At 71.4% G+C, this 14,279-nt stretch carries 14 protein-coding genes and 1 pseudogene; 4 read left to right on the top strand and 11 right to left on the bottom strand.

From position 1 onward, the window contains the following. Positions 1-187: 187 nt before the first annotated feature. The 8 genes and pseudogenes from fabG to AB1046_RS03155 all read right to left on the bottom strand — a co-directional run. A complete protein-coding gene (fabG, locus tag AB1046_RS03190) occupies positions 188-937 on the bottom strand; it encodes a 3-oxoacyl-ACP reductase FabG (protein ID WP_369372353.1) in 750 nt (249 codons plus the stop codon). Positions 938-999: 62 nt separating this feature from the next. Next, the gene (locus AB1046_RS03185) at positions 1,000-2,196 is read right to left on the bottom strand and encodes an acyl-CoA dehydrogenase family protein (RefSeq protein ID WP_369372352.1); all 1,197 of its coding nucleotides are present in this window, start codon (positions 2,194-2,196) and stop codon (positions 1,000-1,002) included. Then, positions 2,193-3,509 (bottom strand): acyl-CoA dehydrogenase family protein, encoded by a 1,317-nt coding sequence (locus AB1046_RS03180; protein ID WP_369372351.1) that lies wholly within the window; start codon positions 3,507-3,509, stop codon positions 2,193-2,195. The genes AB1046_RS03185 and AB1046_RS03180 overlap by 4 nt, the downstream gene beginning before the upstream one ends. Further along, positions 3,509-4,639, bottom strand: coding sequence for a phosphotransferase family protein (locus AB1046_RS03175; RefSeq protein ID WP_369372350.1), 1,131 nt, complete (start codon positions 4,637-4,639; stop codon positions 3,509-3,511). The genes AB1046_RS03180 and AB1046_RS03175 overlap by 1 nt, the downstream gene beginning before the upstream one ends. Then, on the bottom strand, positions 4,636-5,415 hold the full coding sequence (locus tag AB1046_RS03170; RefSeq protein ID WP_369372349.1) for a glucose 1-dehydrogenase: 780 nt from the start codon (positions 5,413-5,415) through the stop codon (positions 4,636-4,638). The genes AB1046_RS03175 and AB1046_RS03170 overlap by 4 nt, the downstream gene beginning before the upstream one ends. Beyond that, positions 5,412-6,467, bottom strand: a complete 1,056-nt coding sequence (locus AB1046_RS03165; RefSeq protein WP_369372348.1) for an NADPH:quinone oxidoreductase family protein — start codon at positions 6,465-6,467, stop codon at positions 5,412-5,414. Before AB1046_RS03165 ends, AB1046_RS03170 begins: the two co-directional genes overlap by 4 nt. Then, positions 6,464-7,114, bottom strand: a complete 651-nt coding sequence (locus tag AB1046_RS03160) for a TetR/AcrR family transcriptional regulator (protein ID WP_369372347.1) — start codon at positions 7,112-7,114, stop codon at positions 6,464-6,466. Before AB1046_RS03160 ends, AB1046_RS03165 begins: the two co-directional genes overlap by 4 nt. A 26-nt stretch (positions 7,115-7,140) precedes the next feature. Further along, positions 7,141-7,941 (bottom strand): annotated as a pseudogene (locus AB1046_RS03155) (SDR family oxidoreductase); the annotation flags it as partial. A 136-nt stretch (positions 7,942-8,077) separates the two neighbouring features. On the opposite strand from AB1046_RS03155, the gene AB1046_RS03150 reads away from it, so the two are divergent. Further along, positions 8,078-8,707, top strand: a complete 630-nt coding sequence (locus AB1046_RS03150) for a QsdR family transcriptional regulator (protein ID WP_369372346.1) — start codon at positions 8,078-8,080, stop codon at positions 8,705-8,707. Positions 8,708-8,756: 49 nt separating this feature from the next. After that, entirely contained in the window at positions 8,757-9,293 is a 537-nt protein-coding gene (locus tag AB1046_RS03145) for a YbhB/YbcL family Raf kinase inhibitor-like protein (protein WP_369372345.1), read from the top strand. A gap of 72 nt (positions 9,294-9,365) precedes the next feature. On the opposite strand, the gene AB1046_RS03140 is transcribed toward AB1046_RS03145, so the two are convergent. Continuing rightward, positions 9,366-10,343, bottom strand: coding sequence for a siderophore-interacting protein (locus AB1046_RS03140; RefSeq protein ID WP_369372344.1), 978 nt, complete (start codon positions 10,341-10,343; stop codon positions 9,366-9,368). A 261-nt stretch (positions 10,344-10,604) separates the two neighbouring features. Between AB1046_RS03140 and AB1046_RS03135 the strand changes: the two genes are divergently transcribed. Next, complete coding sequence (locus AB1046_RS03135; protein WP_369372343.1) at positions 10,605-11,423, top strand: MHYT domain-containing protein; 819 nt, start codon at positions 10,605-10,607, stop codon at positions 11,421-11,423. Positions 11,424-11,440: 17 nt separating this feature from the next. On the opposite strand, the gene AB1046_RS03130 is transcribed toward AB1046_RS03135, so the two are convergent. Next, positions 11,441-11,821 carry a hypothetical protein gene (locus AB1046_RS03130; protein ID WP_369372342.1) on the bottom strand — a complete coding sequence of 127 codons (381 nt, stop codon included), beginning with the start codon at positions 11,819-11,821 and terminating at the stop codon, positions 11,441-11,443. Further along, entirely contained in the window at positions 11,818-13,245 is a 1,428-nt protein-coding gene (locus AB1046_RS03125; RefSeq protein ID WP_369372341.1) for a hypothetical protein, read from the bottom strand. The genes AB1046_RS03130 and AB1046_RS03125 overlap by 4 nt, the downstream gene beginning before the upstream one ends. Before the next feature lie 205 nt (positions 13,246-13,450). Here AB1046_RS03125 and AB1046_RS03120 point away from each other — a divergent pair, with 205 nt between their 5' ends. After that, positions 13,451-14,263, top strand: a complete 813-nt coding sequence (locus AB1046_RS03120; protein ID WP_369372340.1) for an HAD family hydrolase — start codon at positions 13,451-13,453, stop codon at positions 14,261-14,263. Positions 14,264-14,279 lie beyond the last annotated feature (16 nt).

Genomic DNA, 14,279 nt, shown 5'->3' with positions numbered 1-14,279 from the left:
TTCGATAGACCCAGTACACCTCTGGCGGGGCCCGCCTGTCAAACCATTCGCCTGCAACACTGCGGTGCCTCGCCGGGGCGGCCAAGGTCCGCTTCGGGAACGACCTGAGGCACCGATCCGGGCTGGATTCGGTGCCTCAGGTCATTCTCGAAGCGGACCTTCGCGAGGGCGGCGGCTAGACCGGGGGTCAGGCCTTGGGGCCGCCCGCCACGTACAGCACCTGCCCCGACACGAACCCGGACTGCTCCGAGCAGAAGAACGACACGGCGTTGGCGATGTCCTCGGGCTGACCCACCCGGCCCACGGGGACGTCCTTGGCGGCCACGCCGAGGTAGTCGGCCAGCGGCATCCCGATGCGCTCGGCGGTCTCCCGGATCATGTCGGTCTCGATCACCCCGGGGGCCACGGCGTTCGCGGTGACACCAAACTTGCCGAGCTCGATCGCCAGGGTCTTGGTGAAGCCCTGCATGCCCGCCTTGGCGGCCGAGTAGTTGGCCTGACCCCGGTTGCCGAGAGCAGAGGTCGAGGAGAGGTTCACGATGCGGCCGAACTTGGCCTCCACCATGGACGCCTGCACGGCCCGGGTCATGAGGAACGCGCCCCGCAGGTGCACGCTCAGCACGGCGTCCCAGTCGCCCACCGACATCTTGAACAGCAGGTTGTCGCGCAGGATGCCGGCGTTGTTGACCAGCACGGTGGGCGCGCCCAGCTCGGCGGTGACCCGGGCGACGGCGGCGGCGACCGACTCCTCGTCGGCGACGTCGACGCCTACGGCGAGCGCGCGGCCGCCGTCGGCCACGATGGCCTCCACAGTGGCCTTGGCCTGGTCCTCCAGGAGGTCCAGGACGGCGACGGCGTAGCCGTCCTGCGCGAGGCGGTGAGCCGTGGCGGCGCCGATGCCGCGGGCCGCGCCGGTGACGATGGCGGTGCGGGTCATTGAGGTGTTCCCTTCGTTGCGAACGAGACTTTCGGGCAGGACAAGCAGATCAGACGAACGGGTCAGACGAACGCCGCGTGACCGGTGATCGCGCGACCCACGATGAGCTGGTTCATGTCCTTGGTGCCCTCGAACGTGTATACGGCCTCGGCGTCGGCGAAGAAGCGGGCCACGCCGTAGTCGAGCGTGATGCCGTTGCCGCCGCAGGCCTCCCGGCACAGTGCGACGGTCTCGCGCATGCGGGTCGTGACGAACGCCTTGGCCATCGCGGCGTGGGCGTCCTTCTGGATGCCCTGGTCCTGGAGCTGGGCCACGCGCACGCACATGGCGAAGCTCGCGGTCACGTTGGCGTACGCCGTGGCGAGCTTGTCCTGGATGAGCTGGTAGCTGGCGATCGGGTTGCCGAACTGCTCGCGCTGCTTGGTGTAGGCCACGGCGGCCTCGTACGCGCCGATCATGGTGCCGAGCGCCTGCCACGACACGCCGTCGCGCGTGATCCGCAGCACCGCGGCCAGGTCGCGGAAGCTGTTGATGTGCTGCAGGCGGTCGGCCTCGGCCACCTCCACGCCGTCGAGCACGATATCGGCGTTCTGCACGATGCGCAGGGACTGCTTGCGCTCGATCTTGGTGGCGGTGAAGCCGGGTGTGCCCTTGCGCACCAGGAAGCCCTTGACCTGGTCGTCGGCCGTGTCCTTGGCCCAGATGACGACGACGTCGGCGAAGGTGGCGTTACCGATCCAGCGCTTGGCGCCGTTCAGCACCCACGTGTCGCCCGTGCGGGTGGCGGTGGTGCGCAGGCCCTTGGCGGTGTCGGAGCCGGCCAGTGGCTCGGTGAGCCCGAACGCGCCGATCACGTCGCCGGCCGCCATGGGCGGCAGCCACTGCGCGCGCTGCTCGGCCGTGCCGCCCAGCCCGATCGAGGTCATCGCCAGGCCGCCGGAGACCCCGATGAAGGTGCAGAAGGACGAGTCGACGCGCGCCGTCTCCATGCCGATCCAGCCGCGGAACACGGCCGAGGTCTCCTCACCCTGCGTCTCGGCCCAGCCCGACCCGATGGTGCCGAGCTGCGCGAAGGGCTTGAACAGGTGCACCGGGCACTCGGCGCGCTCCCAGTAGTCGTCAGCGATGGGGCGCACCTCGCGCTCCATGAACTCGCGCACGGCCAGGGCCTTCTTCTGCTCGGCCGGGGTGAGCAGGTCCTGGAACGAGTAGAAGTCGGCGTCCAGCAGGTCCGTGGCCGGCGGCTCGGAGAGCGTCATCGGTCCTCCTTCGAGGCTGGTACAAGATTCGAGGCGGGTACGAGAGCGGGCTGGTCGGCAGGGCGCGGGTCAGCAGGGCGCGGCAGGAACGGCGCCCGGCTGCGGAGCTCGGCCTTGCCGAGCGAGGCCAGGTGCACCTCGTCGGGGCCGTCGGCCAGGCGCAGCGTGCGGATCCCCGCGAGCAGCTCGGCCAGGGGGTGATCGCCGGAGACCCCGGCGGCACCGAACACCTGCACGGCGCGGTCCAGGATCTGCCCGACGGCGCGGGGTACCGCGATCTTGATGGCCTGGATCTCGGTCATCGCCGCCTTGTTGCCCACGGTGTCCATGAGCCAGGCCGTCTTGAGCACAAGCAGGCGCAGCGACTCGATCTCGATGCGTGAGGTGGCGAGCCACTCGCGCACCACACCCTGGTCGGCGAGCGGCCTGCCGAACGCGACCCGCTCGCCGGCGCGCTCCCGCACCAGGTCCATGGCGCGCTCGGCCATGCCGAGCGCGCGCATGCAGTGGTGGATGCGCCCGGGCCCGAGACGGGCCTGGGCCATGGCGAAGCCCTCGCCCTCGCCGCCCAGCAGGTTGGTGACAGGCACCCGGACGTCGTCGAACACGATCTCGGCGTGGCCGCCGTGGTCGCGGTCGTCGTAACCCAGGACGGTCAGGCCGCGCAGGACCCGCACGCCCGGGGTGTCGCGGGGCACGAGCACCATGGACTGCTGGCGGTGCCGGGGCGCGGTGGGGTCGGTCTTGCCCATCACGATCAGCAGCCCGCAGTCCGGGTTCATCGCGCCGGTGGCGAACCACTTGCGGCCCGTGATCACGTACTCGTCGCCGTCGCGCACGATCCTCGTCGCGATGTTCGTGGCGTCCGACGACGCGACGGCAGGCTCGGTCATGCAGAACGCCGACCGCTGCGCGCCGTCCAGCAGCGGGTCGAGCCAGCGCTCGGCCTGCTCCGGGGTGGCGAAGTGCGCGAGCAGCTCCATGTTGCCGGTGTCGGGGGCCGCGCAGTTCAGCGCGACGGGCGCGAGCTTGGGGCTGTACCCGGTCAGCTCGGCCACCGGCGCGTACTGCAGGTTGCTCAGCCCGCCGCCGCGAGCGCCCACCGGGCCGCCCGGCGGCAGGAACAGGTTCCACAGGCCCTGTGCGCGGGCCTTGGCCTGCAGCTCGTGCACCACCGGCCGGAAGGACCAGACGCCGGGGGTCGCGGCGAGCTGTGCGGCCAGCACGGGCTCGGCGGGCAGCACCTCGCTGACCAGGAAGTCCTGGACCTGCTCGGTGACACGCTGGGTGGTCGTATCGGGTGCGAAGTCCATCAGGCTCCCCCTCCGGTTGTTCCAGGGCCGTGCGGTGCGGAGCCCGACGACGCCCCGGCGAGCCGGGCCAGCCCCTCGTCTGCCAGGGGCGCCACCATGGCCCCGATGTGATCGAACCCGGCGCCGACGGTCTGGCCGCCGGTGAACCGGTAGTGGATGCCCTCCAGGATGACTGCGAGCTTGTAGCAGGCGAACGCCCGGTACCAGGAGAGGTCCGGCACGGCGATCCCCGCGCGGGCGGCGTAGGCGTCGGTGACCTCGGCGAAGTCCGGGTAGCCGGCGCCGGGCGCTATCGCCCCGGCGACGTCGTCGACGCCCGCGGCCTCGGTCAGGTCGCGGATGTGCCAGTACATGCCGAGCATGCCCAGGTCCATGAGCGGGTCGCCGAGCGTGGCCATCTCCCAGTCCAGTACCGCCGTGATGTGCGGCGCGTCGGGCGATCCGGCCACCAGCACGTTGTCGAGGCGGTAGTCGCCGTGCACGATCCCGGTGCGCGCCCCGTCGTCGGGCACCGCAACCGCCAGCCGGTCCTGGAGCGTGTCCAGGAGCGGCTGGGGCCGCGACCGGGAGGCGTCGTACTGGCGCCGCCAGGTCTTGACCTGGCGGGCCAGGTAGCCGGCGGGTCGGCCGAAGTCGGCCAGCCCTACCGCGGCGGGGTCGGTGGTGTGCAGGTCGGCGAGGACCTCGACCAGCTCGATCGCGAGCCGGCCCAGGCCGTCGCTGGTCCAGGCCGCGTTGTGCTCGGGCCGGGCCAGGACCGTGCCCGCCACGTGCTCCATGACGAAGAAGACGGTGCCCGTGACCTCGGCGGCCTCGGAGTCGTCCACCACCGCTACCGTCGGTGGCACCGGGATCGTTCCCGCCAGGGCAGTGATGACGCGGTGCTCGCGGCGCATGTCGTGGGCGGTGGACAGCACGTGCCCCAGCGGCGGGCGCCGCAGCACCAGCGGCTTCGCGGCGCCGTCCACCCGGTAGGTGAGGTTGCTGTGCCCGCCGGTGATGAGGCTCGCGGTCAGGTCCGGGCCGACGCCGGACCCGGCCAGCTCCGGGTGCTCCCGGGCCAGCCACGTGGCCAGGCCCGCGACGTCGAGGCCGGGCAGCTCGCGCGGCCCGGTCGGCTGTGCGCTCATCGGTGCGCGATCCCGCTCGTCATCCCGCCGTCGACGACGATCTCCTGGCCGGTGATCCATGCCGACGCCTCGCTGGCGAGGAACAGGATGGTCCCGGCGAGGTCGTCGGGCACCCCCGGCCGGCCGAGCGGGATGATCAGGGAGTCCGGGTCGATCCGCGTGGTCATCTCGGTGAGGATCATGCCGGGGTGTACCGAGTTCACGCGGATGCCGTCCTGGCCCAGCTCGACGGCGAGCGACTTGGTCAGCCCGCGCACCGCGAACTTGGAGGCGGTGTACCCGTGCAGGCTCCGGCCCCCGCGCAGCCCTTCCACCGACGAGATGTTGATGATCGAGCCGCGCCCGGCGGCCTTCATCGTGGGCACCACGGCCCGGCAGCCCAGGAACACGCCGGTCACGTTGACCGTCATGACGGCGTTCCACTTGGCGAGCGTGAAGTGCTCGATCGGGGCGGCGTTCGCGATGCCCGCGTTGTTGACCAGCACGTCCACGCCACCGAGCTCCTCGATCACCTGGCCGACCACCCGCGCCCACGCGTCCTCGTCGGTCACGTCCAGGTGCGCGAACCGGGCCCGCTCCCCCAGCTCCTCGGCCAGCGCGCGACCCTCGTCGTCCAGGACGTCGGTGATCACGACCTGCGCCCCGGCGTCGTGCAGGATCCGCACGTACGCCGCGCCGATGCCGCGGGCCGCGCCGGTCACTACCGCCACGCGCCCGGTGAGGTCGTGCAGCTGCGCCGCGGTGGGTCCCGTGCTCGTTCCTTCGTCCAGCGTCATCCCGCTACCTCTCCGTCGGTTCCGTCTGTCTCGACCACTGCGTCGTCCTCAACCACTGCGTCGTCCGCCACCCGGACCACGATCCGTCCCGTCGTCGCGCCCCCGGCGAGCCGCGCCACCGCGGCGGGCGCCTCGTCGAACCCGACCACGCTGTCCAGGACCGGCCGCAGCACACCGGAGGCGGCGAGCTTGTCCAGCTCGGCGTGCGCGGCGTCCACGAGGTCGGGCCGGAGCTTCTGGTACAGCCCCCAGTGCAGCCCCAGCACCGCGTAGTTCTTCACCATGGCCAGGTCGGCGCGGACGGCCGGCAGCTGCCCGCTCGCGAACCCGACCACCACGATCCGCCCCTCGAACCCGATGCAGCGCGTCGAGCGCTCGAACGAGTCCCCGCCCACCGGGTCGAACACCACGTCGACGCCGGGCCTGCGCAGCTCGGCCACCCAGTCGTCGTCGCGCAGGAATACCTCGTCGGCGCCCGCAGCGCGAGCCGCGGCCACCTTCGCCGCGCTGCCCACCACCCCGACCACCCGCGCGCCGGCCGCCTTGCCGAGCTGGCACGCCGCCGTGCCCACGCCGCCCGCGGCGGCGTGCACCAGCAGCGTCTGGCCGGCCTGCAGGCCGCCCCGCCGGTGCAGCGCGAACCACGCGGTCTGGTAGGCGATGGTCAGGGCCGCGGCCTGCGCGTCGTCAAGGGCCGACGGCGCCGCGTGCACGGCCTGGACCTGCACCGTCGCGTACTGCGCCAGCACCCCGATCTTCGAGCCGACGACGCGGTCGCCGACCCGCACCCGCTCGCCGTCGGTCACGCCCGGACCCAGCGCCACGACGTCGCCGCACAGCTCGACCCCCGGCACGAACGGCAGCTCGGGCCGCTCCTGGTACTGGCCGCGGGCCAGCAGGACGTCCGGGAAGTTCACCGCGACGGCCCGTACGCGGACCAGCACCTCGCCGGGCCCGGGCTCGGGCACCGGCACGTCGTGCAGCTCCATCACCTGCTCGGGCTCCCCCTGGGCGACCACGCGCCACGCCTTCATCACCGTGGGAAGGCTCACTTGTCTCCCCTTCCCGACGTCGAGCCGCCTGCTACCGAGCCGCCCGAACCCGGACCGCCCGAACCCGCCCGGATCCCGCGCAGGAACAGCTCCGTGAGCTGCTGCGCCACCTCGGCCGCCGTCTCGGGCCCCGTGGGCGAGTACCACTGCGGCAGGTAGTGGACGTCGGAGAAGAAGTTCGCGATGAGCACCGCGGTGGGCACGTCGTCGCGGAACCTCCCCTCCGCGATCCCGCGGCGGAGCAGCGCCTCGAAGTCGTCGTGATACTCGCGGCGACGCCGCTTGACCTCGAGCTGGCGCTCCGGCGTGAGCATGTGCTGGCTGCGGGTGAACACGGTGCCCTCGGCCATGAGCTCGATGGAGCTGTGCACCACGTCCTCGCAGACGGCGCGCAGCACGTCCTCGACGTCGTCGCCCCGCTTGTCGCCCGCAGCGACGATCTCGTCGAGCCGCGCCTTCTGCAGCGACAGCATGCGCTCGTAGATCGCGAACAGCAGGTCGTCCTTGGAGGCGAAGTAGTGGTACATCGCGCCCTTGGTGACGCCCGCGGCCTCGACGATCTGCTGGACGCTCGTGTTCGCGTAGCCCTGCGTCGCGAAGAGGTCGAGGGCCGCGCGCAGCACCTGGTCCTGGACGGGCTGGCGCACAGGGCGGTCCGCACGCTCGCCCCGCCGTCGACCAGGAGCGTCTGGCCGGTGATCCAGGCGGCGTCGTCGGACAGGAGGAAGGCCGCGGGCCCGGCGACGTCGTCCGGGACCCCGAGCCGCCGCATCGGGTAGGCGGCGGCGACCGCCTCCTCGCGGCCCTCGTAGAGGGCCCGCGCCAGGCGGGTCTTGATGACCGCCGGCGCGAGCGCGTTGACGCGGATGGCCGGGGCGAGCTCGTCGGCGAGCTGCACAGTCAGGTTGATCAGGGCGGCCTTGGAGACCCCGTAGAACGCGATGTTCGGGCCCGACGCCGTCCCCGCGATCGACGCCATGTTCAGGATCGACCGCAGGCCCTGCGTCCCGGTCTCGGTCCCGGCCGACGCCGCTACCGCCTCCCGCGTCCACTCCAGCGCGGCGATCACGTTCACCTCGAGGATCTTGCGGGCCACACTCGTGTCGAGCTGGGCGAGCGGGCCCCAGGCGGGGTTGATCCCGGCGTTGTTCACCAGGTGGTCCAGGCGCCCGAAGTGCTGAAAAGTCCGCGCGACGGCGGCGGCGCGGTGCTCGGCGTCGTCCGCCTTGCCCGCGATGCCCAGGGCGTGGTCCTCGCCGAGCTCGGCGACCGCCTCCCGCAGGGAGTCCGCGGAGCGTCCGGTGATCACCACCCGCCCGCCCTCGGCCACTATCCGGTGGGCGATCGCGAGGCCGATGCCCCTGCTCGCACCCGTGACGATGGCGACTCTGCCCTCGAACCTGCGCTCGGGCCTTGCTTCACGGACTGCTTCGGACTTGTCGGCGACGACGTCGTCGGTCACGTAATCCTCCATACCGGCCGGTCGGTTTGCGAACTGCACCGTAGCACGCCGGGCACCACCGGGGTAGGGTCATGCCGAGCACGATGTCCCTTTATGCATCGTTCTGCATATTGTTGCATCGGGCGCCCTGTGACGGTTGGATGGCCGCATGACGACACCGGCGTCGAGCATCGCGACCGTCGGGCTGGAAGCCGCGCCGAGCCGCCTCTCCGCTCGGCTCGCCACGCGCCCCGAGGCCCAGCGGGTGCTCGACCTCGCGCGCGAGGCCTTCATCGAGGGCTACCGCATCGACATGGGCCCCCTGGCCGTGCGCCTCGGCGTGGACCGCACGTCGGTGTTCCGCTGGGTCGGCAACCGGGACGCGCTGCTGTCCGAGGTGCTGTGGTCGCTCGCCGTGCCGACCCTGGTGCAGGCCGAGCACGCGACCGAGCACCTCACCGGCGCCGAACGGCTCGCAGACCTGCTGACCGCGGTCGCGCACGACCTCATCGTGGCCGACTACTTCCGTACGTTCCTGCGCCGCGAGCCGGCCCGCTCCCTGCGCCTGCTCACCACCGCCGACAGCCCCATCCAGCAGCGTTTCGTCGCCACCGTCGAGTGGCTGGTGGTCCGCGACCTGGGCGACGCACCGTTCGGCGGCACCATCACGCCGGAGGAGCTCGCCTACCTGCTGGTGCGCGTGTCGGAGTCGCTGACGTACGCGGACCTCATCACGGGCGACGAGCCGAGCCCGGCGCGGGCCCAGACGGCGTTCCGCCACCTCCTCCGAGTGGGCTGACCCGACCACACGCTGGTGCCAGGGGCCGCGGTTCGGCAGAGTGTGGACCATGGACTTCACTCGGCCATACCCGCCCGACCCGTACACGCTGCTCCCGGCGCCCGCTACCTTCACGCTGACCAGCACCGACCTGACCGACGGTGAGCGCATGCCGGACGCGCACGCCGCGCACGACCAGGACATCTCCCCCGCCCTGGCGTGGAGCGGATTCCCCGAGGGCACCAGGTCGTTCGTGGTGACCTGCTACGACCCCGACGCGCCGACGCCGATGGGCTACCACCACTGGACCGTCGTGGACCTGCCGCCCGACGTGACGTCGCTCGACACCGGCGCGGGCGCACCCGACGGCGCGGGCCTGCCCGCGGGCGCGTTCCACACCCACAGCGACGGCCACACCCCGGGGTTCGAGGGTGCCGGCCCGCCGCCCGGTGACCACCCGCACCGGTACATCTTCGCGGTGCACGCCCTGGACGTCGCGCCCGGCGAGCTGGGCCTGGGCCCGGACAACACCAACGCGCAGGTGGCGTTCAACGTGTACTTCCACCTGCTGGGCCGCGCCACGCTGACGGCGACCTACAGCCGATGAGCTGATGGTTGTGGGCGCGATCGTTGCCGCTCTCTGCCCGTTCTTGGCGCAACGATCACGCCCACAACCAGCTCAGTTCTCTGCGCGGCCCTTGCGCCAGTAGCCCATGAACGCCACGGACTTGCGGTCGACCTGGCACTCGTTCACGAGGTAGCGGCGCAGCGTCTTGATGACGCCGGCCTCGCCCGCGAGCCACGCGTACAGCACGGTGTCCTGCGCCAGGGGGTTGCCCGCCTCGTCGACCGGCACCTCCCAGAGGATCTCGGCATCGACGTCGACGTCGTGCGCCTCGCCCGACAGGTCCACGCCGGCCGCGGTGAGGGCGGGCGCACTGTCCGTGGACGGCCGCACACCCATCGCGAGCAGCCGGTCCGCCGCGGCCTGCACGGCCGGGACCAGCGCGTCGCCGTGCTCGCGCCCGTCACGCGCCAGCCAGTGCACCCGCACACCCTCGGGGGCGCCGAGGTTCCAGCCGTCCTCCGGGTGAGGTACCTCGAGGAAGACCTCGCCCACGGCGTCGTCGGGCAGGGACTCGCAGATCGCGGCGATGGCCGGCACCGCGGTCTCGTCGCCGGCCAGCAGCAGCGCGTGGCTGGACGCCGGCGGGGCGAACTCGACGCCGCCGTGTATGCCGTCGTACTCGGCATTGGGGCCCATGATCACCATCGGGTCGCCCGCGGCGGCGGTCAGCGCCCAGCGTGAGGCCGGCCCGGTGTCACCGTGCATGACGACGTCGACGTCGACCTCGCGCAGGTTCTGGCGCACGGTGCGGACCGTGTAGGTGCGCATCGGGTTGCGGTGCTCGTCCGGGAGCGCACGCCACGAGGCGTACCAGTCGGGGTCGTCACGTTGCAGGGCGTCCCAGCCGCCGCGGGGGGACGGGAGGAAGAGCTTGATGCGCTGGTCGCGGCCGTTGTCCGCGAACTTGTCCAGGTCCGGACCCTTGAAGGTGAAGCGGACGAAGGACGGGCACAGGCGCGTAACGCGCGCTACCTCGACATCGAAAATTCGCGAGGGCTTGACGTCGAGCCCCTCGGTCTTGGTGGTCACGTCGGTGAGCCTAACCTAACTTTGTCGGCCCTGAGTCGCGCCTCTCGGACGGTGGATGTGACCCCGGCCACGCCGCCCGTGCCGGACCTCTCGGAGAGGGAACCGGACGTAAAAAGGGTTATCCAGAGTGTCAAAAGTTCACCCTTGGTTTTGCATAATTCGCCCTGTGCAAACCGTGCATGTTGCCGTATTTGCCCGCTTTAATGGCCAAAGGTTCTCGTCCCCCCGAACTCCCCCCGCACTCGCTGGAGAAGCCTCGCCATGATCGACCACTTTGCGCTGGGCTGGGTCACGCCCGTGCTCTCGTTCCTGCTCTCGTGCGCCGGGTGCGCCGTCGGCCTGACCTGTACCGCCCGTGCCCGCGTCGCCCGCGGCAGCGCCAGCACCGGTTGGCTGGCTCTCGGCGCGATCTCCATCGGCGGCACCGGCATCTGGGTCATGCACTTCGTCGCCATGCTCGGCTTCCACGTCCGTGGCGCCGAGACCCGGTTCGACGTCGGCCTGACGATCGCCAGCGGCGTGCTCGCCATCGCCGTCGTGGGCCTCGGCCTCTTCATCGTCCGCGCCGCCGGGGTCGGCCCCTTCGCGCTGCTCGCGGGTGGCATCGTCACCGGCCTCGGCATCTCGGCCATGCACTACCTCGGCATGCGCGCCGTACACGTGGGCGTCGAGATCACGTACGCGCCCGCCACCGTCGTCCTGTCGGTGGCCGTCGGGGTCGTCGCCGCGACCGCCGGGCTCTGGCTCTCCGCGAGGGTGCACAACATCGCCGCCGGCGCGGGCGCCGCGATCATCATGGGCATCGCGGTGTCCGGCATGCACTACACGGGCATGTCGGCCATGCAGGCGGAGGTGGTACGCGGAGCCGTCGCCACGCCGGACGTCGGGGTGTCCGTGGGAGCGCTCCTGGGCCCGCTGATCATCGGTGTCACCCTCAGCACGATCCTGCTGCTCCTGGTGGTCGGTCTGGCGCCCAGCGCGGCCGAGATGGAGGCGCAGGAGAAGTTCAAGGGCTGGCAGGGCCGGCAGGACGAGCTCCAGCGCGAGCGCGTCAGCGCCCGCCGGTCCCCGCTGCGCTGAGCCGGCCGCTGGCGGTCCTACGGCGTGCGTTCGATCGTCTCGAAGATGTCCGCGTCGGTTTCCTGCTGCCAGGCGGGCATGTCGTTCCAGTCGGCGACGTAGGAGGGCTTGGGGTCGGGGAAGTGGTTGTAGATCTGGCCGATCCAGCACAGGGCGACGAACCGGCCCTTCTGCTCGCGAGTGAGGCGCCCGGCAGCGCCGTCGGTGGTGTCGATGAAGGCTCGGACCTGGTCGTGGACGGCCGATGCGGCGGATCGTTCCCACTCCGGGGTGTCGTCCCAGGGCGTGATGTAGCCGAACTTGGGTTCGCCGGGGTAGTGCTTGGTGACGCCAGCAATCCAGGCTTCGCGGAAGATGCGGCCGTTCTCGTGGTCCAAGAGGGTTCCCTTCGTGGTCATGCTGCGGTCAGAGCGGTAAGTCGGTCGCCGAGCTCGCGGGCGCGAGGATCCGACATGAGCGGTGCGAGGTGGGGGCGCAGAGTCAGGAGCTTTCGAGCGATCATCGCCGAGCCGCTGCCCTGGGAGTTGGCCAGGGCAGCGTCGGCGTGGACCAGGACCTGGTCGAGGTCGCGGCGTTGTGCACCGACGATGGCGAGGTCGGCCAGGACGCTGCTGCGGCGCCGAGTGGAGGTAGCGTGCTGGAGCGCTTCGGTCAGTGCAGCCTCGGCCAGGTCTGGGCTGCCCAGAGTCACGTAGCAGGTACCACGTTCCTCAGGGAGCCGGGAGCCGTCGAACCGCAGCCAGCCGCCGTTGTGGATCGTGCCGGTGAGTCCGGCGACTTCCTGGGCGTGGTCAAGGGCGCGGCGGCAGGCGTCCAGGTCACCGAGGCCGGCGTGGACCTCGCCCTGGACTGCGGAGACCCAGTGACGCGTGGACAGCTCGCTGTCTCCGCGGGTGGCGATAGCGGCCGCTAGCTCCAGGACGGGCAGGGCGTCGGTGAACTTCTTCTCGTAGACCGACAGGTAGGCGTGCCGGGTCAGGGCGCAGGCCCACTGGTCGTGGGCGCCTGCTTCGCGGCTGGCCTGGGCTGCTAGGTGGTAGCAGTGCGCGGCGTCGGTGTAGGCGTCTGCGTCGAAGTAGATCTCGCCGGCGAGCTGGAACAGGTCCCCGGCCAGGGCGCACAACTGCTGCCGGTCGGCTGGACCGGGGGAACGGTTCAGCCCGTCGGACAGCACCGCGAGCTGGCGGCGGACCAGGGGCAGCACGTCGGCCTTGGCGGGCGCGAGCGCATATACCTGCCACAGGTGGGTGTTGAACCGGGAGAACTCACCGATCGGTGCACCGGCAGCAACGGGCTGAGGTCCAGCGGGTAGGAGGACCGCGGCACCGACCACGGTCAGCAGTCGCAGCATCTCCCGGCGGTGCACCTCGTCCTCTCCCTTCTGTGCCGAGCCGGTCGTCGTCGACCGGCTCTCGAGAACCATCATCCCTTCACTACCTGGTGCGCTGGTGGCGGTGATCACCGCTGTCTCTGCGGCGGACAGGTGCTGCCGGTCGGCGTCGTCGACCAGGTCGGCCAGGGTGCAGCCGTGCCCGAGAGTGAGGGCGAGCCCGGCCAGGGCCTCCAGGCTCGGGCGGGAGCCGCCGAACGGCCACGATTCCCAGCGTGAGATGCGGCTCTCGTCGATCCGCGCGTCCGGGTTGACCGTTCGGTACTGCTGTACCAGCTTCCATTGGTCCCATCCAGCCGCGTACCGCCAGGCCGTCCGGGGACGCACCCCGAAGTGCTGGCCCATGAGCCCGGCGACCTCGGCCATCGATGTGCCGGCCGCGAACCACGTCTCGCGGAGCCGTTCACGTTCGGCCTTCGCGCTGCGTGCCACCGTGGCCCCCTCCCGGCGTGGTCTGCGCCCGTGCCAACGGTAGCGGCGCGGGTCCGCAACCGTGCGCGAAACGCCCCGGTTCCGCCCCGTCGGCGACAGGAAATTGCATCTGCTGCAAGCAAAGGATGCACGAACCCCGGGGTCGGGCGGCGGCGCCAGCCAGCAGTCTGAACGACGTCAGCAAGCTCCGACCCAGGGAGACGGCATGAGCACTGAGACCCGCCTTGTGGCGCTGGACATCGACGGCACGATCGTGCCCAACGGCAGCCACGAGGTGTGCGGCGAGACCGCCGCAGCGGTACGCGACGTCATCGCCGCGGGGCACCACGTCGTGCTTTCCACCGGTCGGTCACTCGTCGGCACGGTGCCGATCGCCCAAGCGCTCGGCCTGTCCATCGGCACCATCGTCTGTTCCAACGGTGCGGTCACCGCCCGTCTCGACCCGGCCCTGCCAGGCGGATACGAGGTCACGAAGTCGCACACGTTCGCCGTCGGCCCGGCGATCACGACGGTCCGCAAGAGTCTCCTCGGCGCGCAGATCGGCGTCGAGGAGATCGGTTGGGGTTATTGGGTGACGCGCCTGTTCGGACCGGACGAGGTCAACGGCGCCCAGCGCATCACGACGGCCGACCAGCTCGCCCGCTCCCGCACTCCACGCATGATCCTGCGTGCCCCCGCGATCTTGGACCTGGTCGGCGACCTGCGCCGCCTCGGCGTGACCGCGACTCCCGCCGCCGGTGACTGGCTCGACGTCACCCCCGGCAGCGTGTCCAAGGCGTCTGCGCTCGAGCTCGTCCGGCAGGACCTGGGCGTCGACCGCCGGTTCACCGTCGGGGTCGGCGACGGGCTGAACGATCTGCCCGTCTTCGAGTGGGCCGCATACGCCGTCGCCATGGGCCACGCCTCCGACGTCGTCACCGCTGCTGCGGACCACGTCACCGGCTCCATCGACGAACAGGGCTTGGTGCCCGTGCTGCGCGCCCTGATCGCAACGCCCGTCGCCGTGAACACCCGGTGACCCCACAGACCTGCAC

The sequence above is a fragment of the Promicromonospora sp. Populi genome (genome assembly GCF_041081105.1).
In the GTDB taxonomy this organism is placed as follows: Bacteria; Actinomycetota; Actinomycetes; order Actinomycetales; family Cellulomonadaceae; genus Promicromonospora.
Note: the sequence above shows the minus strand (reverse complement) of the source record. Positions and strands in the feature narration are given on the sequence as shown.

Coding starts and splice junctions, on each gene's coding strand:
- fabG (WP_369372353.1), bottom strand. CDS start 937: ATGACCCGCACCGCCATCGTCACCGGCGCGGCCCGCGGCATCGGCGCC.
- AB1046_RS03185 (WP_369372352.1), bottom strand. CDS start 2,196: ATGACGCTCTCCGAGCCGCCGGCCACGGACCTGCTGGACGCCGACTTC.
- AB1046_RS03180 (WP_369372351.1), bottom strand. CDS start 3,509: ATGGACTTCGCACCCGATACGACCACCCAGCGTGTCACCGAGCAGGTC.
- AB1046_RS03175 (WP_369372350.1), bottom strand. CDS start 4,639: ATGAGCGCACAGCCGACCGGGCCGCGCGAGCTGCCCGGCCTCGACGTC.
- AB1046_RS03170 (WP_369372349.1), bottom strand. CDS start 5,415: ATGACGCTGGACGAAGGAACGAGCACGGGACCCACCGCGGCGCAGCTG.
- AB1046_RS03150 (WP_369372346.1), top strand. CDS start 8,078: ATGACGACACCGGCGTCGAGCATCGCGACCGTCGGGCTGGAAGCCGCG.
- AB1046_RS03145 (WP_369372345.1), top strand. CDS start 8,757: ATGGACTTCACTCGGCCATACCCGCCCGACCCGTACACGCTGCTCCCG.
- AB1046_RS03135 (WP_369372343.1), top strand. CDS start 10,605: ATGATCGACCACTTTGCGCTGGGCTGGGTCACGCCCGTGCTCTCGTTC.
- AB1046_RS03130 (WP_369372342.1), bottom strand. CDS start 11,821: ATGACCACGAAGGGAACCCTCTTGGACCACGAGAACGGCCGCATCTTC.
- AB1046_RS03120 (WP_369372340.1), top strand. CDS start 13,451: ATGAGCACTGAGACCCGCCTTGTGGCGCTGGACATCGACGGCACGATC.